At 57.8% G+C, this 24,646-nt stretch carries 19 protein-coding genes; 16 read left to right on the top strand and 3 right to left on the bottom strand.

The genetic code is table 11. The annotated features are described in order from the left end of the window. The first annotated feature begins 104 nt into the window (after nucleotides 1-104). From FDY93_RS08535 to FDY93_RS08595, 13 genes are all read left to right on the top strand, one after another. Complete coding sequence (locus tag FDY93_RS08535) at nucleotides 105-905, top strand: PPC domain-containing protein (RefSeq protein WP_181954061.1); 801 nt, start codon at nucleotides 105-107, stop codon at nucleotides 903-905. 386 nt (nucleotides 906-1,291) lie between these two features. Further along, nucleotides 1,292-1,903: a TonB-dependent receptor plug domain-containing protein gene (locus FDY93_RS08540; RefSeq protein WP_171018940.1), complete on the top strand. Its 612-nt coding sequence runs from the start codon at nucleotides 1,292-1,294 to the stop codon at nucleotides 1,901-1,903. Continuing rightward, on the top strand, nucleotides 1,857-4,151 hold the full coding sequence (locus tag FDY93_RS08545; RefSeq protein WP_138235322.1) for a TonB-dependent receptor domain-containing protein: 2,295 nt from the start codon (nucleotides 1,857-1,859) through the stop codon (nucleotides 4,149-4,151). The genes FDY93_RS08540 and FDY93_RS08545 overlap by 47 nt, the downstream gene beginning before the upstream one ends. Nucleotides 4,152-4,232: 81 nt before the next feature. Beyond that, nucleotides 4,233-5,744 carry a putative basic amino acid antiporter YfcC gene (yfcC, locus tag FDY93_RS08550; RefSeq protein WP_138235323.1) on the top strand — a complete coding sequence of 504 codons (1,512 nt, stop codon included), beginning with the start codon at nucleotides 4,233-4,235 and terminating at the stop codon, nucleotides 5,742-5,744. Nucleotides 5,745-5,763: 19 nt separating this feature from the next. Next, nucleotides 5,764-6,936, top strand: a complete 1,173-nt coding sequence (gene iadA / locus FDY93_RS08555; protein ID WP_138235324.1) for a beta-aspartyl-peptidase — start codon at nucleotides 5,764-5,766, stop codon at nucleotides 6,934-6,936. 14 nt (nucleotides 6,937-6,950) lie between these two features. Further along, the gene (locus tag FDY93_RS08560) at nucleotides 6,951-7,355 is read left to right on the top strand and encodes a helix-turn-helix domain-containing protein (protein WP_166215413.1); all 405 of its coding nucleotides are present in this window, start codon (nucleotides 6,951-6,953) and stop codon (nucleotides 7,353-7,355) included. Next, nucleotides 7,352-8,641, top strand: a complete 1,290-nt coding sequence (locus tag FDY93_RS08565; RefSeq protein ID WP_138235326.1) for a cyanophycinase — start codon at nucleotides 7,352-7,354, stop codon at nucleotides 8,639-8,641. The genes FDY93_RS08560 and FDY93_RS08565 overlap by 4 nt, the downstream gene beginning before the upstream one ends. A gap of 339 nt (nucleotides 8,642-8,980) precedes the next feature. Further along, nucleotides 8,981-10,330 carry an aspartate aminotransferase family protein gene (locus FDY93_RS08570; protein ID WP_138235327.1) on the top strand — a complete coding sequence of 450 codons (1,350 nt, stop codon included), beginning with the start codon at nucleotides 8,981-8,983 and terminating at the stop codon, nucleotides 10,328-10,330. A gap of 79 nt (nucleotides 10,331-10,409) precedes the next feature. Then, nucleotides 10,410-11,798, top strand: a complete 1,389-nt coding sequence (locus FDY93_RS08575; protein ID WP_138235328.1) for a glutamine synthetase family protein — start codon at nucleotides 10,410-10,412, stop codon at nucleotides 11,796-11,798. 364 nt (nucleotides 11,799-12,162) lie between these two features. After that, the gene (locus FDY93_RS08580) at nucleotides 12,163-12,954 is read left to right on the top strand and encodes an OmpW/AlkL family protein (RefSeq protein ID WP_138235329.1); all 792 of its coding nucleotides are present in this window, start codon (nucleotides 12,163-12,165) and stop codon (nucleotides 12,952-12,954) included. Between the two features lie 229 nt (nucleotides 12,955-13,183). Continuing rightward, nucleotides 13,184-14,590, top strand: coding sequence for a glycosyltransferase family 4 protein (locus FDY93_RS08585; RefSeq protein ID WP_138235330.1), 1,407 nt, complete (start codon nucleotides 13,184-13,186; stop codon nucleotides 14,588-14,590). Then, entirely contained in the window at nucleotides 14,590-15,378 is a 789-nt protein-coding gene (locus tag FDY93_RS08590; RefSeq protein ID WP_138235331.1) for a class I SAM-dependent methyltransferase, read from the top strand. Before FDY93_RS08585 ends, FDY93_RS08590 begins: the two co-directional genes overlap by 1 nt. Beyond that, nucleotides 15,375-16,496: a prenyltransferase/squalene oxidase repeat-containing protein gene (locus FDY93_RS08595; protein ID WP_138235332.1), complete on the top strand. Its 1,122-nt coding sequence runs from the start codon at nucleotides 15,375-15,377 to the stop codon at nucleotides 16,494-16,496. The genes FDY93_RS08590 and FDY93_RS08595 overlap by 4 nt, the downstream gene beginning before the upstream one ends. Here FDY93_RS08595 and FDY93_RS08600 read toward each other — a convergent pair. Next, nucleotides 16,422-17,078: a class I SAM-dependent methyltransferase gene (locus FDY93_RS08600; RefSeq protein WP_138235333.1), complete on the bottom strand. Its 657-nt coding sequence runs from the start codon at nucleotides 17,076-17,078 to the stop codon at nucleotides 16,422-16,424. The genes FDY93_RS08595 and FDY93_RS08600 overlap by 75 nt on opposite strands. A 150-nt stretch (nucleotides 17,079-17,228) precedes the next feature. Here FDY93_RS08600 and FDY93_RS08605 point away from each other — a divergent pair, with 150 nt between their 5' ends. Together FDY93_RS08605 and FDY93_RS08610 are read left to right on the top strand one after the other, a co-directional pair. After that, a complete protein-coding gene (locus FDY93_RS08605) occupies nucleotides 17,229-17,951 on the top strand; it encodes an acyltransferase (RefSeq protein WP_138235334.1) in 723 nt (240 codons plus the stop codon). 60 nt (nucleotides 17,952-18,011) lie between these two features. Continuing rightward, the gene (locus FDY93_RS08610; protein WP_138235335.1) at nucleotides 18,012-18,521 is read left to right on the top strand and encodes a shikimate kinase; all 510 of its coding nucleotides are present in this window, start codon (nucleotides 18,012-18,014) and stop codon (nucleotides 18,519-18,521) included. A gap of 390 nt (nucleotides 18,522-18,911) precedes the next feature. Here FDY93_RS08610 and FDY93_RS08615 read toward each other — a convergent pair whose 3' ends face one another. Then, a complete protein-coding gene (locus FDY93_RS08615) occupies nucleotides 18,912-19,382 on the bottom strand; it encodes an Lrp/AsnC family transcriptional regulator (protein WP_010131435.1) in 471 nt (156 codons plus the stop codon). Between the two features lie 253 nt (nucleotides 19,383-19,635). On the opposite strand from FDY93_RS08615, the gene FDY93_RS08620 reads away from it, so the two are divergent. Further along, nucleotides 19,636-23,202 carry an indolepyruvate ferredoxin oxidoreductase family protein gene (locus FDY93_RS08620; protein ID WP_138235336.1) on the top strand — a complete coding sequence of 1,189 codons (3,567 nt, stop codon included), beginning with the start codon at nucleotides 19,636-19,638 and terminating at the stop codon, nucleotides 23,200-23,202. Nucleotides 23,203-23,292: 90 nt separating this feature from the next. On the opposite strand, the gene FDY93_RS08625 is transcribed toward FDY93_RS08620, so the two are convergent. Continuing rightward, nucleotides 23,293-24,534 (bottom strand): OprO/OprP family phosphate-selective porin, encoded by a 1,242-nt coding sequence (locus tag FDY93_RS08625; protein WP_138235337.1) that lies wholly within the window; start codon nucleotides 24,532-24,534, stop codon nucleotides 23,293-23,295. Between the last annotated feature and the right edge of the window lie 112 nt (nucleotides 24,535-24,646).

Raw genomic sequence — 24,646 nt, forward strand, 5'->3', positions numbered from 1 at the left:
AAAACTTGACGGTTTTCTCCCGATTGCGGAACGGGACATTTTTTCCTGCGCTGATGAATATAGTCTGGATCTGCAAAATAAAAATCAGCTAACAGGAGCATTTTATGCAGAAGACTTCGTCGCGGCCGTTGACGGCCGCAATTCCGCACTGGGTACTCACATTGTTGTTGCTTGGGGCTGGGCAGGGCGCATTTGCCTGCATTTCCTCCGAATCGGAATCTAACGACGCCGAGTCCGATGCCGACGGCCCGGTCTGCTCGGAGCAGACCGTCAATGGCAATATCGCCAATCGCCGGGATCAGGACTGGTACTACTTCAACATCAACCAGGCGGCCAGCCTGAATATTTCCCTCGACCATGCCAGTGGCGATGATTTTGACTGGCATCTGTATGACCCCTCACAAAAACTCTACAGTGCTGAGACGGGCAATCGCCCGGAAGCGGCCAGTGTCAACGTCGGTGGAGCCGGTCTCTACACCCTGAAAATCACCCGCTACTCTGGAACCGGGTATTACGCTCTCGACGTGGACGGTATTCCTTCCGGTGGTACCAGCAGCAGTAGTAGCAGTGGTGGCAGCAGTAGCGGCGGCAGCGGTGGTGGCTGCAGTGTCGGTTCGCGGCCGTCAAAGCCGGGTGGGCTGACCAGCTATCTGAGCGGCAGTCAGGCGGATGTCTGCGTGAGCCAGAATGATCCAGGCGTCCTGGTGATGGGGGGCGGCAGCGATGTGGATGATGCCTTCACCCGCCGGGTGAAGCCGCGAATTGGCGGTGGCGACGTGGTGGTGCTGCGCACCTCCGGCAGTGATGGCTACAACGATTACCTGATGGGTTTGCTGGATGCAGATTCCGTGGAAACCCTGATGGTAGACTGGACCCAGTTCGCCAATAGCGAAAAAGCAACGTGAATTTCATTGCTGCCATTGAGCGCTCCTCTTCCGACTACCACCTCAGTGAGTGGTTCGACGAGTAGCTTTCCCGCCTCGGCATAGCCGGGCGCTCGACGCTGTTTAGCGTGCCGTCGAGCACAGGGAAGCTATACGTCGGAATTCCTTCCGTATCGTTTGCTCTCCACAATCTACCAGGATTTACGTGTGGCCTGAATTGCTCAGGTGCTGGCTCGGGCCCGTCGTGCGGCTTCCGGCTGGTCATAACGCGTGTACCTGCAGTCCCGTCCGGCTTTGCGTCATTGGCGCACCCAGTGCCCATGATTGTCTGAACAGCACAATCACTGCCATGAATAACAAGCATTGCCAATGCAACACAGGGCGAGACGCCCGGAAGGGGAATCAACGTGGATAATAAGAAGCAACATCACAGAACAGGTCTCTACAACGCGATCCATCTGGCGCTCGGCTGTTCGCTGGTCAGTGTCGGCGCCGTTGCCCAGGAAAAGCCGGTGGAAAGCACCGTCGAAGAAGTTTTGGTTACCGGTACCCATATCAAGGGACTCGATACCGAGGGCGCGGTGCAGGTCGTGCAGATCAATCGCGACGATATCGCAGCGTCCGGTGCAACGTCACCCATCGAAATCCTGCAGCAGCTGACCCAGACCGGCGGCGGCAGCGGAACCTTTTCCACGGCTACCGGCGGTCCGCTGTCCAGCAATACCCCGGTGGGGGCCGCGGGTGTTTCCCTGCGCGGCCTGGGCGCGAGTTCCACACTGGTGCTGGTGAACGGTCGCCGCGTTTCCGTGAGTTCCTTCGCCAAGGGACAGGAGTCGTTTGTGGATGTGAACTCCATTCCGCTGTCCGCGATTGAACGCGTGGAAGTGTTGCCCAGCGGCGCCGCCGCCACCTACGGTGCCGATGCCGTGGCCGGTGTGGTGAACTTCGTTCTGCGCGATGACTTTGAAGGCAGTGAAGTTACCCGTGACCCACGGCAACTCCACCGCGGGCAGCGATGAAGGCAAATACAACCTGAACTGGGTGTGGGGCAACAAAGGCGAGCGCAGCCACACTATGGTGGTGGTGGATCTGTTCTCCCGCAATGCCATGTACGATCGCGACCGCAAACTCACGGCCAATTCCGTGCGCCCGAGCCAGCAGGGGATTTACCCGAGTTTCAATGACATATATTCGATGTATTACGACCAGACTGAGGGGCCTGAAACCGGCGGTTGTCCGGAGGATCAGTTTGGATCGGGAAGACTGGGCGAATATTGCGAGTTCAATACCAACTCGTTAGTGGCCACACAAGACGAATACGAAAGTGCCAGTGTCGTGGCAACATTCAACTACGACATCTCAGACAAGCTGGAGTGGTTCAACAACTTGATGCTGCAGACCAACACTTCTCGCGGTACCTCGTCACCGGCGAACTTCAGCTATGTGCCGGTGGATCCAGAGAGCCCGCTTTGGCCGGATGCGCTCAAGGCGGATATTGTCGAGGAAGGCTCATTCAGCCCGGATGCTCCTACCAGTGATTTCAGTGATTTTTACGGTTATCCGATTTATGCCTGGGGCAAATTCCCCGATCCCCGTGCCGTTGAAGTGGAAAGCACATCCGTACGCTTCCTCAGCGGTCTGCGCGGTGAACTGGGTGGCTGGAGCTGGGAAACCGCACTGAATATCGGCCGCGCGGAGTCAGATCAGCGCGGCCTGTCCGGTCTGTATAAATCCGAAGGGTTCATCAATGCCCTGGTCGGTAACCTCTGTTCCGATGGGTCGCTGGTGAATCGTTGGGATGTGAATTTGCAGACGCCGCGTAGAACGAGTTATGGCGCCGGCGAAACCTGTGAAGACCTGGGCAAAACTACTGCCTGGTACAACCCTTTCAATGGCCAGGCCAAGCAGGTGGATGCCATCGACCAGTTCGTGCGCACCGATGCCCGTCGCAGTGGCGAATCCAGCCTTTACGCCATCGACGGCAATATTTCAGGTTCGTGGATCGAGTTGCCTGCGGGCGCCATCCAGGTGGCATTCGGTGGTGAATTCCGCCGCGAATCCGTGGCGGACACACCGTCCGGTGATGCCATTTCCACCACCCTGAATCCCGAGCCGATTCTTGGTTTCAGCTCCACCTCCGCCGATGCCGCGCGCAACCAGTGGGCGCTTTATATGGAACAGATGATCCCGCTCGCGGCTAACACGGAACTGCAACTGGCGCTGCGCTACGACCATTACGACAGCTTCGGCGGCGATGCCAATCCGAAACTCGCCCTGCGCCATGCCTTCAACGACGCGATCATTTTCCGCAGCAACTGGTCCACGTCCTTCCGCGCACCGTCGTTGGCACAGGTCGGCGCGGGCACGCTGCTCTCCAGCTACACCGTGGACTGCAGTGTGACGCCGGAGGCCTGTGACGGATTCGACGACGAAGACGGTGAGGCACTGTTTTCGGAAGAAGTGAGCAACAACGACCTCAAGCCGGAAACTGCCACCACCTGGGGCATGGGTTTTCTGCTGAAGCCCGGCAAGGACACCGAAATCAGTATTGACTATTGGAATATCGAGCACGAAAACCTGATTGGCGTTGAGGAAGATGACTTCATTCTGCGCGCTCTTGCTGGCGATTTTCCAGTCGTGGGCGAGGGCGACTTAGCCACCGGTCAGCCGGGCCTAGAGGTCGCCAACGGCTTTGTGGTGGATGCCCACTTCCAGCTGGCGAACCTGGGCTGGCAGAAAACCAGCGGTGTGGATATGGCGTTCACCCAGTATTTCGATACCGAAAACTGGGGCAGCTTCCGCTTCACCCTGGATGGCACCTACATGGCCGAGTTCGACAAGCTGCCGTCTGAGGCGCTGGGCATCGTGAGTGAAGCGGGCAACTACACCTACCCACGCTGGCTGGCCAACAGCTCGCTGCGCTGGCGTATGGAGGATTGGTCCACCACGCTGTTTGCGCGCTACACCCACAGCTATGCCGATGACCCCAGCCCACGTGTGCTGGAGGCAATCCAGGAGCCGGGAGCCGAGTATTTCCTGTCCCGCGTTAACTTTGACAAGAACGGCGATGTGGAAGTGGACAAGTGGCTGGTGTTTGACCTGAGTGTCAATCGCGAATTCAGCAACGGCAGCTGGCTGAGCCTGCGGGTCAATAACCTGTTGGATGAAGAGCCGCCGCTGGTGCTGGGTACCAGTGCCAACGTGGATAACTTTAACCACAACTCCATGGGGCGTTTCTACACCCTGAGTTATACCCACGCCTTCTGATCGGCGTCCCACAGGAACTGATCACGGCAGGTGCGCGGTTTGCACCTGCCGACAATTTTCAACTTACTGCGGTGCTATTTCATGCAGACCAGTGAAACAGAGTCCCCGGACGTGGTGGAGCGGTCCGTAAACAAAACCTGGGCAATGCCGGACACGTATCTGATATTGCTCGCGGTAGCTCTGATTGCGTTCGCGCTCAATTTCCTCATTCCCGCCGGTACCTACGAGACCGTGACCAGCGTGGTCAATGGCAGCGAGCGCAGCGTTATCGACCCGGCCAGTTACCAGCAGGTGTCGGATGAACCGGCTGGTTTATCCCTCTTCGCCGAGGGTGGAGAAATCGGCCTGCTGAATTTTGCTTTCGAAGGTATGGTGTCCGGCAGCAAATGGGGCGCGTCCATCGGTGTATTCGCTTTCATATTACTCACAGGCGGTGCTTTCGGGCTGATTTTTGCCAGTGGCTCGGTGGAGCGCGGCCTGTTTCAGGTGATTGCGCGCAAACGGGAAGCGGGACATTTTTACCTGGCACTGCTGTGTTTTCTGTTCTCCATTGGCGGGGCTGTGTTTGGAATGGGGGAGGAGGTGATTCCCTTTGCCTTGATTCTGGTGCCGCTGCTGGTGTCCATGGGATACGACAGTATCACCGCAATAATGGTGACCTATGTGGCCACCCAGGTGGGCTTCGCCACGTCGTGGATGAATCCGTTCGGGGTCAGTATTGCCCAGGGTATTGCCGGGGTTCCGGTGATGTCAGGCAGTGTTCCGCGCATGCTGTTGTGGCTGTTCGCCACCTGTGGGCTCGCGCTCTACACCGTGATCTATGCGCGCCGCATTCAGCGCCGTCCGACGCTGTCCTTGGCGTACTGCTCTGATCAGGTTTTTCGCAATCAGACACAGTCTGTCTCAGCACTGAAATCCATGGTGCGCGGCGATGGTTGGGTGCTGCTGCTGTTTTGTGCGGGCATCGCCTGGATGATCTGGGGGGTGGTGGAGCGCAATTATTTTCTGCCGGAGATCGCCACCCAGTTTTTTACCATGGGCATTGTAATTGCCGCAGTCGCCATCCTGTTCGGATTGAATGGGCTCACTGCCAACAAGGCAGCCGCGGCTTTTCGTGAAGGGGCGCAACAGCTGTTGCCCGCGGCCATGGTAGTGGCGTTTGCCAAGGGCATTGTGCTGCTGCTCGGCGGCGATGACCCACAGGGCGCCAGCGTCCTCAACACCGTATTGCATGCTGCGGGCAATGGTCTCGCGGATGTGTCCGGCGCGGTTTCCGCCTGGTTCATGCTGCTGTTCCAGACCGTGTTCAATTTCTTCATTACTTCGGGGTCCGGCCAGGCCGCCTTGACAATGCCGATCATGGCGCCGTTGGCGGATGTCGTCGGTGTAACCCGCCAGACAGCGGTGTTCGCCTTCCAGTTGGGCGACGGCTTCAGCAATATCGTGGTGCCGACATCTGCATCACTGATGGGGTGCCTGGGGGCCGCGCGTCTGGATTGGGGCGTGTGGCTGCGCTTCGTGCTTCCTTTGATGGGCATATTGTTTCTATTTGCCTCCGTCGCCGTGGTTATCGCCGCGATATCTGGATTCTGAATAATTAAGTTGTAGGGATATGTCTCAAATTACTCTGATAAAGAACGCGAACGTATTCGCCCCGCGCAGTCTGGGTCGCTGTGACGTGCTGGTGGCCGGTGAGCGTGTGGCCAAAATCGATCAGAACATCGATCTTCCGGATTATCTTGGACAGACAGTGGATGCCGACGGTGCCTGGCTGATGCCCGGGCTGGTGGACTCTCTGGTGCATATCAGTGGCGGTGGTGGTGAGGGCGGCTTTGCGTCGCGCACGCCGGAGCTGGATGTGCGGGATGCTGTGAGTTCGGGCGTGACCACCGTGGTGGGCGCCCTTGGAACCGATGCAATCACCCGCACACTCAATGAACTCTTCGGCAAAGCCAAGGCGCTGGAAGCGCAGGGGATTACCTGTTTCATCCAGACCGGCTCCTACCAGGTACCGGTCAACACCCTGACCGGCAGTGTGCGCAGTGATGTCATGCTGGTGGACAATATTATCGGCGTCGGTGAGCTGGCGATTTCTGATCATCGTTCTTCACACCCCTCTCGCGATGAGTTGATCCGGATCGCCGCTGACGCGCGCGTTGCGGGATTGCTCAGTGGCAAAGGTGGCGTGGTCTCTATACATGTGGGGGATGGCCCCGGGCGGTTATCACCATTATTCGACGCCGTTGAAAACTCTGAAATCCCGATTACGCAGTTTTACCCGACGCACATGAACCGCAACGACGCCCTGCTGGCGCATGGGGTTCGCTTCGTGCGCGCTGGCGGCTTCATTGATTTTACCACTTCAACCACTCCGGAAATCCTCGCCACAGGCGAGTTACGCGCGAGCCGGGCTTTGAGGATGGCGCAGGAGCAGGGGGCGTCAATAGACCAAATTACGTTTTCTTCTGATGCACAGGGGTCGCTGACCAACTTCTGCGAACAGGGTGAACTGCGGGATATTGAGGTGGGTTCAATTGCCAGTTTGTTCGATGAGTTCCGGCGCGCGGTGCAAGACGAAGGGATAGAACTCTCGCAGGCGCTGCAGGTCGTTACGCTCAATCCCGCGCGCGCGCTCGGGCTCAAGCGCAAAGGCCAGATTGTTACCGGACGGGATGCCGACCTGATCCTGGTTGATCCCGATCGTTTCCAGATCACGCATGTCATGGCGCGAGGGCGATGGCAGATGGTGGACCACCAACTCCGCGCTGCGCGGGTGTCTGTTTGAATGGTGAGGGTGGAATGATGCGGCAAGATCGACATCTGTTTGAGGAATCGCTGGCACTGATGCACAACAATCTCTCCGAGCCATTGCAGACTGGCGAGTTGGCCGCTTATCTCGGTATTACTCCCAAGAAGTTGGAGCGGATATTTCGCCGATATACCGGAGAGTTACCCGCACGCTTTTATCGCTCACTGAGGCTGGAGCTGGCACGAGGCCTGCTGCACGGCAGCGGGCTGGGCATTGATGAAATCGGGCGGCGCTGCGGCTTCAGTTCCGCCTCGCATTTCAGCCGTTGCTTCCGGGACTTTGTTGGGCACAGTCCGCGAGAGGAGCGCAAACGGCGGGAAATGCCTGCGCGTCTGCAACACGCTTTCGCGAGTTCACTGAAATCTGAATTCTTTGGCGTGGAGCACAGTTCATGAAAGCGGAAATTAAAACGCGCGCGATTCTCGGCTTGCTCGTGGCTCTGCTGAGCGCATGTGGTGGTGCCGAAGTATCCCGGGATGCACCGGAAGGATCTGGCAGTCTGTTGATCGTCGGTGGCGCACTGCGCAGTGATAACACGGCGGTATATCGCGCATTTATCGACGCCATACCCGCACAGTTTCCCGAGATTGCTATTGTGCCTGTCGCGTCGGGGCGACCGGCATATTATGCACAGCAGTTCACAGCAGACCTCCGTCGCCATGGGTTTAACGGTGACATCCGCATACTGCCCATTGCGATGGTGGATGACCCGTCTACCGACGCCGAGGATGAAAGCCTGTGGCGTTCCGGCGGCGGCGACCTCGCATTGGCAGCAAGCTTGAGTGAGGTCGGTGGCATCTGGTTTGTCGGTGGTGATCAGACCCGTATTACTACTGCGCTGTACGCAGAGAACAATATGGAAACGCCGGTGCTGCAAGCGATTCGTCGGCAATTGTCGCCCGGTGCGGTCATTGGAGGGACCAGTGCGGGAGCGGCCATCATGAGTCGCACCATGATTGCCGCCGGAGACGCCTTGAGCGCTCTGACAATGCCACCGACGGATCAGTATGTGGGAATGGAGAGCCAGGAGTCCGGCCAGCTGATGCTGTCGCAGGGGTTGGGATTTCTGCCCGTTGGCGTGGTGGATCAGCACTTCGACCGCAAGGCGCGGCTCGGGCGACTTGTGCGTACCCTGGCACTGGTGGGGGATACGGCGGGCCGCCTGGGCTTTGGTGTCGACGAGGACACCGCGGTACTGGTAGACCTTGCCAGCGCGGAAATGACCGTGCTGGGGGCTGGCAATCTTGTATTCGCGGATGGGCGCGGGGCGGTGTTCAGTGACGGGGAGCAGGCATTTGCGGCGAGGGGCCTGCAGCTCTCTGTATTGAGCGCGGGCGACACTTACAATTGGCGCACAAACCGCTACGGCCTTTCCGGCGGCGAAACGCAACAGCGGGAAGCGTTTGGTTACAAGGTAATCCACGGCGCGGGTATGGCTCTCGGCAATCCACGGCTGGATCAGCTGCTGGGATTCTCTCTGCTGGACAATACTGAAGCCCGCGAGCTGCGCCGTATTACTTTCGACGAAGAATCGGGAAAGGGTGTCCTTTTTCGTTTTCGTCAAACCGATGAAAGCCGCGGTTACTGGCGTTATAGCTCCGGTACCAAGGACCAGTATTCTGTTGTGGGTGTTGAGCTGGAGATAGCGCCTGTTTCCGTCTCTGTTTCCTCCCGTCCCTGAGTGCTGACTTAATGGTCAAGTGGCGTGCTCGTGTCGAGGCGCCACGCCGTCCCGTCGATCTCCCGGTCTCCCTCCACCTCCGGTTTTTGCCTTCTGTTCACCCGTCGCCGTTGTCTGACAACAGGCTATTCTGCTTGAAATATGCTCAGTAAGCGTCCAGTGGCCACCACACGGTGGCCGTTGGCACTACGCTTGTGCTGGGACCGGGGCTTCCAGCTTTTGTTGAATATCGCTTGCACCCTCCATTTCCCAGTAGCTAGAATGTGATCACATTTTGGTGTCACTTGCCGCCGTCGGGGCAATCAGTAAGGCAGGCACTACACAAACAGGAGTGAGTTCATGAACAAGAGCCAGTTACAACAACATGACCGCGAGCACCTGCTGCACCCCTTCACCGATTTTCATGACCTGGGAGCGCAGGGCACCCGTGTAATTACCAGCGCGGAAGGGGTCTATATCAACGATATTGACGGCCACCGAATGCTCGACGGTATGTCCGGCCTGTGGTGCTGCAATCTGGGTTACAGCCGCCGGGAAATTTCCGAGGCTATTTACGAGCAGCTCAATCGGCTGCCGTTCTATAACAGTTTTTTCCAGTGCACCACGGTTCCGTCCATTGAGCTTGCGGACCTGCTGGCGGAAGTCACCCCAGCACACATGAACAATGTATTTTTCACCGGCTCCGGCAGTGAGGCCAACGACACAAATCTGCGCATTATTCGCCGTTACTGGGATCTGAAAGATCAGCCGGAGAAGCGCATCGTTATCTCGCGCAAAAATGGTTATCACGGTTCGACGATCGCCGGCGCCAGCCTGGGTGGCATGAGTGGCATGCACAAGCAATTCCAGGCGCTGGACTATATCGAACATATCCAGCAGCCATACTGGTTTGGTGAGGGTGGCGACATGTCGCCCGATGAATTCGGTATTTACGCCGCGCGCTGTCTGGATGAAAAGATTCAGGAGTTGGGGCCGGAAAAGGTCGCCGCCTTTATTGCCGAGCCTATTCAGGGGGCTGGCGGTGTGATCATTCCGCCGCAAACCTACTGGCCGGAAGTGAAAAAAGTTCTGGATCAATACGACATACTGCTGGTGATGGATGAAGTCATCTTCGGCTTCGGCCGCACCGGCGAGTGGTTCGGATCTGACTATTACGGAATGAAACCGGACCTGATGACCTTTGCGAAGGCCGTCACCAACGGCTATTTCCCATTGGGTGGGACAATGGTCGGTGACCGTGTGGCCGAAGTGATCAAATCCAGGGGGGGAGAGTTCACCCACGGTTACACCTATTCCGCGCACCCCGCAGCCTGTATGGCGGGACTCGCCACCATCAATATCCTGCGGGATGAAGGCATTATCCAAAACGTGCGCGACAACACGGCACCATACCTGGCCAAGCGTTGGGCGGAGCTGGCGGATCATCCTATTGTGGGTGAGGCGCGGTCGCTCGGGCTTGTCGGTGCGCTGGAACTGGTCAAAGACAAGTCCAGCCGGGAGCGCTTTGACGACAAGGCTAGCGCAGGCGGCGTCTGCAGAAATATGAGCATCAAGAATGGGCTGGTGATGCGCGCCACCGGTGACACGATGATTATCGCACCACCGTTGATTCTCACCACCGAACAAATTGACGAACTGGTGGAAAAAGCCCGCCGCGCGCTGGATGATACTGCCAAAGCCATGGCGTAAACTGCATGATACAGTACCCGTTCGCGCGGATTTCCCGCGCGGGCGTGGGAATTGAAATACCTCCAGAAGTGAATTGGTTATGGCAGCACAAGAACAATATGAGCCGTCCAGGGAATTGCTTGCAGCGTCTGAAGCCTTTCTTGACGCGCATCCGAAACTCAAATGGATTGAAGGGTTTGCATTCGATATCAACGGCGTTCCCAGAGGAAAATGGTTACCGGCCGATTCTGCGCACAAGCTGCTTGGCGGCGGCCTGCAGATGCCGCGCAGTGCCGTCAGCCTGGATATCTGGGGGCGGGATATAGAGAACAGTCCTCTGGTCTTCGCCAGTGGCGACAGTGATGGCATCTGTATGCCGGTATCTCCCATCTGCATGGCGCCGTGGCACCGCGAGCAGACGGCACAACTGCACATGCAGCTGTTCGAGGCCGATGGCTCGGTGTTGTTCGCCGATCCGCGCTCCCAGCTGCAAAAAGTCGTGGCGCGGATTGAGCGCCTCGGTTACAAGGCGGTGTGTGCCACCGAGCTTGAATTTTATCTCCTGCGGGAAGGAGCTGATGAGCTGGGCCATCCTCGCCCTGTCAGCGACAACGACTCAGATCTGGTGCCGTCCACCGACGTTTACGACCTTTCGGAACTCGATTCCCAGCGACACTTCTTCGCCGATGTGCGCGCAGCCTGTGAGGCTCAGGACATCCCTGCGGATTCGATTATCTCTGAATATTCTCCCGGTCAGTTTGAGATCAACCTGCTGCACTGTAACGATCCGGTAAAGGTGGCCGATCAGACGCTGCTGTTCAAGCGGCTGTTGAAAGGAGTGGCCCGCAGCCACGGTTTGCGTGTCAGCACCATGGCCAAATTGTTTGGCGATCTCGCCGGCAACGGGATGCACGTCCATCTGAGTCTCGAAGATAAAGACGGCAACAATGTATTTGACGATGGCAGCGAAGAGGGCACCGACCTGTTGCGCCATGCCGTGGCCGGCATGATGGCGACGGCGAACGATGCCATGGCGATTTTTGCACCCCACAGCAACTCTTACCGGCGCTTCCAGGAAAGCAGCCACGCGCCGCTGAATCTGTGCTGGGGGTATGACAACCGCACCGTCACCTTCCGCATCCCCGCCGGTGACTCCAATGCCAGACGTATCGAACATCGCATTGCCGGTGCCGATGTGAATGCCTATCTGGTACTGGCGGCCATTCTCGCTGGCGTGTGCCACGGCCTGGAAAATCGCCTGCAGCCACCAGAGCCGGTGGAAGGGGATGCCTACCAGATGGAGTGTGAAGAGCAACTGATCAACACCTGGAGTGGCGCGCTCGACAAGTTCGAAGAGAGCACATTGTGGAAAGACTACTTCGATCCGGAGTTCGTTGATCTGTTTGTGATGTTGAAGCGTCAGGAACAGGCGGAAATTGCTTCCCGGGTGACGGATGTAGAGTACGAGAGTTATCTGCAACGGGTTTGATGCGCTGCCGGTGAATGTAGAGGCGTGGATTGCGACCCGTAATCAACGGCTTTTGTGTCAGTGTGGCAGGCAGCGGAAAATGCTCTGCTATACCTTAATCAGACAGCTGTGCACTTGAGTGTGCAGCGCGTCGCAAACTCTCCTCCTGAAAGTGTGTTCGAGAAAACTGGCCCGCCTTATGGCGGGCATTTTTTTGGAGGACGCAAACTAGCAGAAATTTCTTCCCATTTGTCAGCGAATGCTTAGGCAGTACTTGCTGTTTCATCCGAAACTCCACCTATACTGATTCTGACCGTACGCGCGGGTCACAGTTATCCTGTGGCTCGGCCGTCATGGAGCATTTCAGAGCTAAAAGGAGTTACTCATGCGAACCAAGTCCCTGCTTTTTCCACTGGCAGTTGCCGCCGCAAGCGCAACTTCGCCGGCATTCGCCGACTTCAATGCTGGCGATTTCATTCTGCGTGTCGGTGCTGGCTATATGGAGGCCGACGATTCCGTATTTTCGCGACCCGAGCGTGTAGTAATCCCCGATCCCAACAACCCCAACGATCCGGATGCCACCATCACTGTGGATATCCGAGAATCGGTGGATCTTGATAACGATACGACCTGGTTTATCAACGGCACTTATTTCATTATGGATCACGTGGCGGTTGAGCTCTACCACCTGAACAGTGCGGACCTTGATGCCAATTTCAACACCGATATTCGTGGTGCAGGAATTAACGCCCGGAGCGCCAATGGACTGGGGGATTTCGAAACATCGGTAACCAGCTTTTTTGTCGACTGGTACCCTGTGTGCGTGGAGTCCTGGATTCAGCCGTATATGGGCATTGGGGTCAATTACACGGACATCGAGCAGGATTTCCTGCGTCCAGCGTTTACCTATGACAATGTCAATTACGGCCTGATCAATCTCGGCAGTTCCTGGGGATGGACCGCGCAGATTGGTGTGGATATTGAGTTTGGGCGCAACGCCAACTGGCTCTTCAATGCCTCTGCCATGTATGTGGATGCGGAACCCGAAATCGAAATTGGTGTTGACTCGGTTGTTCTCAGTAATGGGTTGGCGGTCAACAGTATCCGCTACAGGGACGATCTGGATCTCGATGCCTGGATTTTCAACCTGGGCGTTGGTTACAAATTCAGCTTCTGATCTTTAGTGAATGCTCCAGACACTCTTGCCTCGGTATGCCCGCACCAGCGCATACCGGGGCTTTGTTTTGAGGGTGTTGGTCTCGGGGCTCACAAACATCCAGACTGGTTGGTCTCTCCTCTGGTGTGGACGGATTCGGTCTGGCAGTCATTTCTTTGCCGGTGTATTCTTCGCCTTTTACGGCGCCTGAGCTTTTTGCGTTCGCCAAAACAATAATTCTGGGGAATCTATGACCGCCTTGGGCAATCATACAGACGGTCCGACGGCCAGCAACCGGCCACTGAATATCTGTTTACTCGGCTATCGCAGCCATCCCCACTGTGGCGGCCAGGGCATTTACCTGCATTACCTGAGTAAGGCGCTGGTGGAGGCCGGTCACAACGTCGATGTTATCTCCGGGCAGCCATATCCCGATCTGGATGCGCGCGTGCGCCTGATCAAAATGCCCGGTCTCAATCTTTACGAACACGAAAATCCCACCCGTGCGCTGAAGCTGCGCCACCTGCTGAGCTGGGCGGATTTTTACGAGTGGTTTGGCAAGTTGACCGGGGCGTTTGCGGAGCCTTATGCGTTTGGGAGAAGGGCCGCGCGCTACCTGCGTCGCCACGGCAATCACTACGATGTCGTGCACGATAACCAGTCACTCAGCTACGGACTGCTGGATATTGAAGCGGCGGGAATCCCGGTGGTGGCAACCATTCACCATCCGATTACCCGCGACCGCCAGCTGGCGTTGGACGCAGCGCCGGACTGGTTTTATCGCCTTCTGGTGCGCCGCTGGCACAGTTTTCTGAATATGCAGATCAAGGTGTCCCGCCGCCTCAAGCATATCGTGACCGTTTCGACACAGTCTCTCAACGATGTCGTCGAACAGTTCGGTGTCTCGCCGTCCCAGCTCAGACTGATTTACAACGGTATCGACACGGATATTTTTTCGCCGCAGCCCCAGGTCGCGGTCAATCCTTTCCAGATCATGACCACCGCTTCTGCGGACCAACCACTCAAAGGGCTGCGGTTTCTGTTGCAGGCCATGGCATTGCTGCACGGGCGTTTTCCGCAGCTGCAGTTGCTGGTGGTTGGAAAGCTGAAAGAAGGCGGCGCAACAGAGCAGCTTTTGCAGGAGCTAAAGCTGGATAAACACGTACGCTTCGTCTCGGGTATATCCAGCCAGCAACTGGTTGAGCACTATACCTCTTCGGCGATGGTGGTCTGCCCGTCTTTATATGAGGGGTTCGGACTGCCAGCGGGCGAGGCGATGGCCTGTGGCGTGCCGGTTATTTCCAGTGATGGTGGAGCTCTGCCGGAAGTAGTGGGCGACGCCGGTCTGGTGGTACCTGCGGGAGACAGCGGTGCGCTCGCCCGCGGGATTGAACGCCTGTTGTCGGATCCTTCGCTGCGCGCTGAAATGGCAAAGGCCGGGCGACGGAGAATTGAGGAGCAGTTTTCCTGGCAGGTGGCGGCGAAAAGTCTGGTGTCTTATTACCGCGATATCATCGGCGCTGCTGCGGCGTTCGGCGACGTTCCTGAATCCGCAGCTACTGGTACTGCGTTGCAGGTCCAGAATTACACCGGCAGCACGGGAATCTCCGCGGACACCTATCCGTCAGAAGGGAAGAACCGGGGGGAGGCGGCCTGATGATTACCGTCAACCCTGGGTTGCTGAATCTCAGGCCCGGACAGCGGGTTTTGGATCTCGGCTGTGGCGAAGGCCGTCACGCCATCCATTTGTTGATCACCGATGCCGTGGATATTTTCGCCGTGGACCTGAGCCAGCGAGATATTCGCACTGCCTGCGATAAAGCACAGCCGTTTATGGCGGCCGGTAATGTATCCGGCCGTGTGCAGTTTGTCGTGAGCGATGCCCTGCGGTTGCCGTTTTCCGACGATTTTTTTGATGTGGTGATCTGCTCCGAGGTTCTCGAGCATATCGAGGATTACGAAGGCGTCCTGAGCGAAATTACCCGGGTGTTGAAACCCGCGGGCATCTTCGCGGCGACAGTGCCGGCGTTCTTCCCTGAATGGGTATGCTGGAAACTGTCTGACGCCTATCACCAGGTGGAAGGTGGACATATCCGGATTTTCCGCGAGAAGCAATTACGCATGAGCGTAGAACAGCAAGGGTATCAATACTTTGCCCGCCATAAGGCCCACGCACTACACGCGCCTTACTGGTGGTTGAAATGTTTGTTCTGGGAGCGCGACAGGCAACCGCTGGTGGCGGCCTATCATCGCCTGTTGGTGTGGGATCTAATGCAAAAACCGAGACTGACCCGCTGGATGGAGAAGTTGCTCAACCCGGTGCTCGGCAAAAGCATCGCACTGTATTTTGTGAAGGCATCGTACCCGGAGCCAGATCTGGGGGGCTCACCGGAGCGGAGATCCGAATTGCCAAGTAAGGACGCGGAACGCGAGGTGGCCGCGTGAGCCGGCCTGTTGCGGCAGCTGTCGCCAACAGTACAGAGCAGACATTGTTTCCCCGCGATTTTATCCGGCACAGCGCCAGCTATATTCTTTCGCAGCAGTTGGAAAGTGGCTGCATCCCCTGGTTTACTGGTCACCACGCGGACCCGTGGGATCACGTGGAGGCCGCCATGGGGCTCAGTATCGCCGGCGAGTATGACGCCGCCGAAAAGGCCTATGCCTGGCTTGCGGCAGAACAGCTCGCGGATGGCAGCTGGTGGGCCGCCTACAGAAATGGTGAAGCCGACAGTCGCGAGCGCCGGGAAAGTAACTTTGTCGCTTACGTGGCGACAGGTATCTGGCACCACTTTCTGATTACTGGCGACCGCGAATTTCTATCGCGCTTCTGGCCAATGGTGGAAAAGGCACTGGACTTCGTGCTGGCATTGCAGTCGGAGTATGGTGATATTCAGTGGGCGGTGGATGCTCAGGGTGAGCCCATGTGGGACTCTCTGATCACCGGCTGTTCCTCTATCTATAAGAGTTTCGAGTGCGGAATCCATATCGCTGAGGCGCTGGGCCGACCGAAACCAAACTGGACGCTTGCGCGCTCGAAACTGGGCTATGCGTTGCGAGCAATGCCGGAGCGGTTTGATCGCACCTGGGAGAGCAAGGCACGTTTTTCCATGGACTGGTTTTATCCGGTGCTTGCGGGTGTCTTTGATGGTGCGGATGCAAAGGCGCGCCTGTGGCAGAAGTGGGATGAGTTTGTAGTGGCTGGGCTCGGTTGCCGCTGTGTGAATGACGAGCCCTGGGTGACAGTAGCGGAATCCTGTGAATTGACCATGGCACTGGTGGCCGCCGGCGAAATGCGTAAGGCGGAAGAACTCTATCGCGGCTTACACCGCTGGCAGGACAAAGACGGCGGTTACTGGACTGGCTATGTCTATCGTGACGACGCCATCTGGCCGGAAGAAAAAACCACCTGGACCGTCGGTGCCATGTTACTCGCCGCGGATGCGCTGGCAGGGCTCACGCCCGCCAGCACGCTATTTACCAGGGTGGCGCTACTGGATTCGGCGCAGAATGCCGAGCGTCTTGACCATCGCCACCAGCTCGAACTGAGCGGAGGCCAGGGCTAGTTTGTAGATTTCGTAAGGTGCCTGGCCGCCGTCGGCGGGATCGGGAAAAATATCGTGAATGGCGAGGTAACCGCCGGGCACGATATGCCGGGACCAACTGCGGTAATCGGTCATCGCTGCGTCCAGCGAGTGGCCGCCGTCAATGAACACCAGGCCCAGGGGCGTGCTCCAGTGGCGAGCCGCCACCGCGGACGGCGCCACGATCGGCACCACGAACTCTTCCAGGTCGGCTGCGCGCATGTTGCTGCGGAAATGGTGAAAGCTGTCCATCAGCTGGCTGCGCTCGTCAAACAGATCGCGATCGTGGTACTCCTCGCCGGGTTGGTGCTCTTCCGATCCCCGGTGATGATCCACTGCAAACAGGGTGTTGCGCATCAATTTGCAGGCGCTGCCCAGGTAAACCGTGGATTTACCGCAGTAGCTTCCCACTTCCAGGCAGGGTCCCAGCTCGCCGGCCTCAGCCGCAAGTCGATAAAGTGTCGCGCCCTCTTGCGGGTCGAGAAAACCTTTAATGCTGTCAATGTCGACGGGAAGGTCCTCGGGCAGGGCGAGAGGCTGTTCGAGTGTGTGTGAAATTTCCATGTTCTTCTTCGGCTTTATTGATCGCACAAGACAGTAGCGGCGGATTACCGGGTTTGCAATGGATGTGAAGCGCAAATCCGCTGGCAAATAGTTTCCACACAAACGATTGAAAATTTCCCTGCAGTGACGTCTGCAGGCAATGTGAAAAATATGCGTAAAGATCATAGACCATACTGGCTGAAGCGCCTGATGCTGCAATTTCGCAGCTGGCGCACGCGACACTTCTTGTTGCCACAGTTCGATGCCGTCGGCCGTGAGCCGGAAGTGATGCATCCGGCCTCGGTCAAGGTGTTCGGTCGCAACATTCGCCTGGGCGATTTCCCCCACTTGATCTCCACCCCAGACAACTGCATCCGCTTTACCGCCATGGGACATCGGGGTGGCGATGCGGAAATCACCATCGGTGATTACGTACTGATCTCCCCCGGCGTGCGCATCTCTGCTGGCCAGTCCATCACCATCGGCGATGCCTGCATGCTCGCCGCCAACGTCTACATCTCCGATTCCGACTGGCACGGGCTCTATAACCGCACACGTCCATTCCGCTGCACGGAAGCCGTTGCCATTGGCAATAATGTGTGGATCGGTGACAGCGCGATCATCTGTAAAGGTGTGACCATAGGTGATAACGCGGTGGTAGGGGCGGGGAGCATCGTGACGAAAGACGTCCCTGCAAACGCCATCGTGGCCGGCAACCCCGCGCGTGAGATCAAGCAGATCAACCCCCGCCGGCGCATGATTACCCGAGAAGCGCTGTTCGCCGACAGCTTCCGCCAGGCGCATAACCTGGACGAATTGGATAAAATGCTGCTCACCGGCAACAGTCTGCTGGGGTGGCTGCGGTCGGTTGTTCTGCCGCGGCGTGGAGACTGATTCATCGTGCCGTTCGCTGGGTCATCAATTTGGAAGTCTGATAGCGGGAAGTTTGAAAAAATGAGTAAACAGGGCAGTGTGGTACTGATCGGGATGCCGGGTGCGGGCAAGAGTACGCTTGGGGTGTTGCTGGCTAAGGAGTTGGCGAAGGATTTTGTGGATACCGATGTGCTGATCCAGCTGCGGGAAGACAAGACCCTGCAGGAGATCATGAACGAGAGCGACTATCTGAACCTGCGCCGTATCGAAGGGGAGGTGATTGCCGAAGCGGTTCTGCCCAATCATGTTATCGCCACCGGTGGCAGTGCGGTGTACAGCGAAGAGGGCATGCACAACCTACTGAAATTCGGCCCTGCGGTGTTTCTGAACTGTACGGCGGATGAGTTACGTCGGCGGATTCACAACTACGAAAGCCGTGGTATCGCCAAGGCGCCGGGGCAGAGCTTTGAGGAATTGTTTGAAGAGCGGCAGGCTCTGTATCGCCGGTATGCGGATATTGTGGTGGATTGTGATGGGCGGGATATGGAGCAGGTTCTTGCGCAGGTAGTCGGTTTACTGGGCGACCGCTGAAGCTTTTGTGTGCTTCGTAGATGGTTTCGTGGCGGCGCCGCTACCGCGTATTGCCTCGTGAGACACGCCGTGAACCCATCCATGGGGGCTCTTCCGCGAGGTCCCTCTCGCGGAAGGTCTCACGAGGCAATACCCGGTATCGACACCTTCGCGATTGGTTCCGAATACTTTTCCTACCAAGCAGGTATTGGCAGTTGCTAACGAAGTGAAGAAATTCGAATTGAAGGTCGAGTGCCGGGGATTTGTTTTTGAAAGCGTCGGAAACAGGGATGTTTCCGACGCAGCCTACAGGGATGTATTCATGGCGGTTTCAAAAACAAATACCCGGTGCTTGGCCGCCACAAAACCTTGAACAGAGCTCTTTGATGAATCGGAGCTCGGCGCAAAAAATCAAAGAGGAAGCTGGGTGGTGTACTTAACCTGCTTCAAAGCAAAGGTAGAATTCACAGAAGCCACATTGGGCAGGTGAACCAGCGAGCGCTTCAGCAGCTGTTCATAGTGCTCCACGCTGTCAACCACCACTCGCAGAACGTAGTCTTTGTCGCCACTGGTGGAGTAGCATTCCACAACTTCCTGCACATCCTGCACGGCGGATTCAAAATTGTTCAGGGAATCCTCGTCGTGGTTGTGAATCGTCACGTAGCAGTATACTGTGACCCCCAAGTCAAGCTTGCGCGGATCAAGGAGAGTAACGCGACCACGGATGATACCCTCAGCTTCAAGACGCTTGATGCGTCGCCAGCAGGGAGTGTGGGAAAGGCCTACTTTGTCTCCAAGCTCAGCCATGGAATAATCGGCGTTTTCCTGCAGCGCCCGCAGAATCTTGCGGTCGAAATCATCCAGGTCTGTTGAGCGCTTCATATAAACTCCTATCCTACAGTCTTAGTCTTGATCGAGATGGCTGTCATAATTTTACGTGCAAACCCGTAAATAAAGCAATGTTTCCATGTGCCGAAGGCACTAGTATGGCTTGACCACGCCGTCGCAACTTCCGGCTGCCGCAGCATAAGACGTCTGAGCAGGCGCCGAAACCCGCGACGCGCGCCTCGAATCACAATAATTACCGGATGCCGGTCACTGCAGCAGGCATCCAGCAGAGGAAAGAAGTAGGCGTATGAGTGAGCATAAAGTGAACACCGAGTCTCAGGCCCCAGCCACCAGACCGGTTTCTCTCGATGACCGGTATACCATCCTCAAAGGGCGGGTACTGCTCTCGGGCATCCAGGCCCTGGTGCGGCTTCCCATCGACAAAATGCGCATCGACCGCGCCCGCGGCCTCAATACAGCCACCTTCATCTCCGGCTATCGCGGGTCTCCCCTCGGCGGCTACGACCAGCAGTTGAGCCGTGCCAAGAAGCTGTTGAGTGAATACAACATCCGCTTTGTGCCCGGTGTGAACGAAGAGCTGGCGGCCACGTCCGTGTGGGGCTCCCAGCAGGTGGGCTTGTTTGAAGGCGCCCAGGTCGATGGCGTGTGCGGTATCTGGTACGGCAAGACACCCGGTGTGGACCGCTCCTGTGACGCCTTCCGCCACGCCAATGCCGCCGGATCGTCCCCCAAGGGCGGGGCACTGATCATTGCCGGCGACGATCACGGCTGTAAATCCTCTTCTTATCCCGGGCAGTCCGAATTCGCGTTCGTCGACATGCATATCCCGGTGCTGAACCCCGCCACCGTGCAGGAAGTTCTGGACTATGGCCTCTACGGACTCGAGCTGTCCCGCTTCAGCGGTTGCTGGGTGGCAATGATTACCCTCGCCGAGAATATGGACAGCGCTTCTACGGTCGACGTCGATCCGGAAAGTGTCACCTTCAATTATCCCGAAATCGAGCGCCCACCGGGCGGGCTCAACATCCGCAAACAGGATAACCCCCTCGAACAGGAAGAGCGCCTGTGGCGCTACAAGCGGCCCGCGGCGCTGGCGTTTGCCCGCGCCAACCAGCTGAACAGGCTGGTGCTCGACAACCCCGATGCCACACTCGGTATCGTCACCGCCGGCAAGGCCCATCTCGACCTGATGCAGGCGTTCGAGGACATGGGCATCGACGAAGAGCGCGCTCGCGCGCTGGGTATCCGCATCCTCAAGGTCGGTATGACCTATCCGCTGGACGTGCCCGGTATCCAGGAGTTCGCCCGCGGTCTCGACAGCTTGCTGGTGCTCGAAGAAAAACGCAGCCTGATGGAAGTGCAGCTGAAAGAAGAGCTGTACAACGTGCATGTACGCGATCCGCACTTTCCGCGCATCCTCGGCAAGGTGGATGAGCACGACAACCCGCTGCTGCCTATGTACGGCGAGCTGTCGCCGGCCGTGGTGGCGCAGGTACTGGGTTACCTGCTAGGGGAGGAGCGACTGCACGAGCGCGCCCGCCACCGCCTGATGCGCCTCGACGCGCTGGCGGAGCGTATTTCCGCCCAGGCGGGTTCCAGCGTCGCGCGCCTGCCCATGTTCTGTGCCGGCTGCCCGCACAATCGCTCCACCCGTGTGCCGGAAGGCAGTCGTGCACTGGCAGGTATCGGCTGCCACTACATGGCCCAGTGGCTGGATCGCGAAACCTACACCTTTACCCAAATGGGGGCCGAGGGCGTCAACTGGATCGGGCAGGCCGCCTTCACCAGCGAGCCCCATGTATTCGTCAATCTGGGCGACGGAACCTACTTCCACTCCGGTATTCTCGCCATTCGCGCGTCGGTGGCGGCGAAGGTGAACATCACCTACAAGATCCTCTACAACGACGCCGTCGCCATGACCGGCGGCCAGCCCCACGACGGCGAGCTGCGCCCGGACATGATCTGCCGGCAGGTGCTGGCGGAAGGCGTGAAGAAAGTCGTGCTGGTGATGGACGACACCGAGAAGTACAAGACCGAACAGTTCAAGGGGGCTCTGAGCTTCCCCAGCGAAGTGGAGGTCCGCCATCGCGACCATATGCCCACTGTAATGAAGGAGCTGCGTGAAGAGCCCGGCTGTACCGTCATCGTCTACGACCAGACCTGCGCTACCGAGCTGCGCCGCAAACGCAAGCGCGGCCTGCTGCCGAAAGCGGAAGGGCGCCCGTTCATCAACGAACTGGTGTGTGAGGGCTGTGGTGACTGCGTTACCCAGTCCAGCTGTATCGCGGTCGAGAAGGTCGATACCGCGCTCGGCGACAAGCGTCGGATCAACCAGACCACGTGCAACCAGGACATGTCCTGCGTCAATGGCTTCTGTCCGTCATTTGTCACCGTGAAAGGCGGCAAGCTGAACAAGCGCGCTGGTGTCGGCGACGCCCTGTGCCAGGCGGCGGACAAGCTCGCGGTTCCGCAGATGCCGGATCTCTCCGAGCCCTTCAACCTGCTGGTGACCGGCGTCGGCGGCACCGGTGTGGTGACCATCGGCGCGCTGCTGGCGATGGCGGCGCACATCGAGGGGCGCGCCTGCAGCACCTTGGACCAGACCGGTCTCGCGCAGAAGGGCGGGGCAGTTTACTCCCATGTGCGTTTTGCCGAGCGCCCGGAAGCGCTGCAAGCGGTGCGGATTTCCGACGGTCGCGCCGATGCCCTGATGGCCTGCGACCTGATTGCTGCCGGCAACCTGTCGGCGAGTCTCGCCAAGCTGGACGAAACCTTGAGTCGCGCCGTGGTCAACACCCACCTTAGCCCGACAGCGGCCTCGGTGCTGGGGCGTGAGGATATCCACTCGCCCCAGGCGGTACTCGACACCATCAAGGATGCCGTGCTGGAGCTCGATGTGGTCGAAGGTCATACCCTGACCAAGGCGGCTCTCGGCGACACCCTGGCGGCGAATATTTTCATGCTGGGTTTTGCCTGGCAGAAAGGTCTGATTCCCCTCGGGCTCAACGCCATCCAGCAGGCGATCGAACTGAACGGCGTGGCGGTGGAGGGCAACCTGCAAGGGTTCGCTGCCGGCCGTCTCGCCGCGGCCGACAGGCCGGCGCTGGATCGGCTGCTGGCAAAAGGCGAAGAAAAATCCCTGCCGCAGGGGCTCGAAGATATTGTGGCGCACCGGGTGGCGCATCTTACCGGTTACCAGAATGTTGCGTTGGCGCGCCGCTACCGCGCGTTGGTGGATCGGGTTAAGGCGGCGGAAATTTTGAAAGTACCGGGCAGTGAAGCGCTGGCAGAAGTGGTTGCGCGCAACTACGCCAAACTGCTCGCGTACAAGGACGAATACGAGGTGGCACGTCTCTACAGCGACGGTCGTTTTATGCAGTCCCTGCGGGAAAATTTTGCCGGTGACTTCGAGCTGGAATTCAATCTGGCACCGCCGCTATTGAGCCGCTTTGATAAAAACCTCGGGCGCCCGCGCAAGATGAAGTTCGGCGGCTGGATGCATCGTGCCTTCGGTGTACTGGCAAAGCTGCGTTTTCTGCGCGGTTCGGCGCTGGATATTTTCGGCTATACCGCCGAACGCAAAATGGAGCGCGCTCTGATTGCGGAGTACGAAAAACTGGTCAACGAAGTTGTCGGCAGGCTCAATGCGGAAAATCACGCGGCGGCCATTGAATTGCTCAGTTACCCCGACATGATCCGCGGATACGGTCTGATCAAAGACGAAAATGTAGAGAAGGCGAATCGCGTAAAACTGCTGTCCTTGCAACGTTTCTACAATCCCAGCACTGGCATGCAGGATGTGGCGGCACAGGTGGAAGTATTCGACCCGGCCAAGGCGCAGCAAGTGGGCTAAACCACCGCGTGTAGCAATGCCCACGTTTTTGCCCGAAAGTAAAAAAATGGCGAGCCGATTGGCTCGCCATTTTTTTGTGAATCGAGCCGATTACCAGCCGATCTGAGCCCGAAACCCCAACTGGTCGGTGCCATCACCGGTGAAATCATCGTCGCCGATGATGTAGTTCAGCATGAAACGCACGTTGCGATTAGCGTAGAAGTTGAGACCCACCGTGGTGCTGTTGGCTTGCAGGTGATCGAAATCCCGGTTTTCCATGGTGTCGTAGCGGAAGGTCAACTCCCAGGCGCCTCCCCACAGACCGTCACCGCTGGGCTTCGCTGAGCTGAAAGCACCGCGTTTCTGGCTGTAAGGCTTGTGCTCACCGGTCAGCATCCAGCTGCCCTGGACATACCAGGTGTGAATGGTCTGGTCGCCGATAAAGCAGCCGAATTCGGGATCGCAGGGGAAGGGTGCCGGCGCCCCGAATTCGTCCTCGAAGTCCTCTTCCGTCAGATAGTAATTTCCCTCGAAGCCGCCGACGGTGTATTCCGCCTGCAGATACAGCGGGCCATAGCTACCGGCCAGCTCCAGCGCTGCGGTGCTGGCGTCTCCGCCAAGGTCACCCGGGGTGAGTGCCATCAGCTGAGACGGGCCGCGACGGCCTGCGTAATCTGCTTCGGCCATCAGGTCGCTGGAGTTCTGATTGGCGTTTTCATAGCTGATGGAGGTGCCCAGGTGCAGGGTTTCATGGTCGGTATTGACCGGATGCCAGGCCAGACGGCCGGCGGCTCCCAGGCCCTCGTTGCGGGGGGTGCCCGCATCGCGCAGATTGAACGCCATCATACCGAGGGTGAAGCAATCCAGGACGCCGGTCCAGCCGATACCCTGCTGAAACTGGTTGCCATCGTAGAGGCCAGTAGCGCTGGAGAATGGCCGCTCCAGCATAGTCAGCTCGTTGGAGCTGGTCATTTCCGCCATGGAGCGAAAGGGTTTGAACTGGCCAATACGCACCTCGCCGTCGAGGAACTTGTGCGCCAGGTACACGTCGCGGAAGCCATCGAGGGTGCTGCCACCGGCAAAATCCTGCTCTAGTATGTAGCTCCAGTCGTAGATGTCACCTTTCAGAGTAATACGTGCGCGACGGAACTCCGTGGTGCTGATAGCGTTGACCTGGTCGCTGTCGAACAGGTAGGTGTCGAAATGAATACGGCCGCCGAGAGACGCGGAAAAGTTTCCGTCATCGGAAACGATTTTCAGGTTGCCTTTGGTTTCTGCTTGATCGGCAACGGCGGTACCTGAGAGCAGGCAGGTTATGGAAAGAGCCAGCAGGCTCTGGTGGGGGCGGTCCATAGTGTTGATTCCATATCATTTGGCTGTCTTATTGGCGGCGAATACTATCAGCCCATGATTTTCGTCAGAAATTGGAAACATTTTTGAAACAATTGACATCCATAAAATTAAA

The organism is Microbulbifer harenosus, assembly GCF_005771435.1.
In the GTDB taxonomy this organism is placed as follows: Bacteria; Pseudomonadota; Gammaproteobacteria; order Pseudomonadales; family Cellvibrionaceae; genus Microbulbifer; species Microbulbifer harenosus.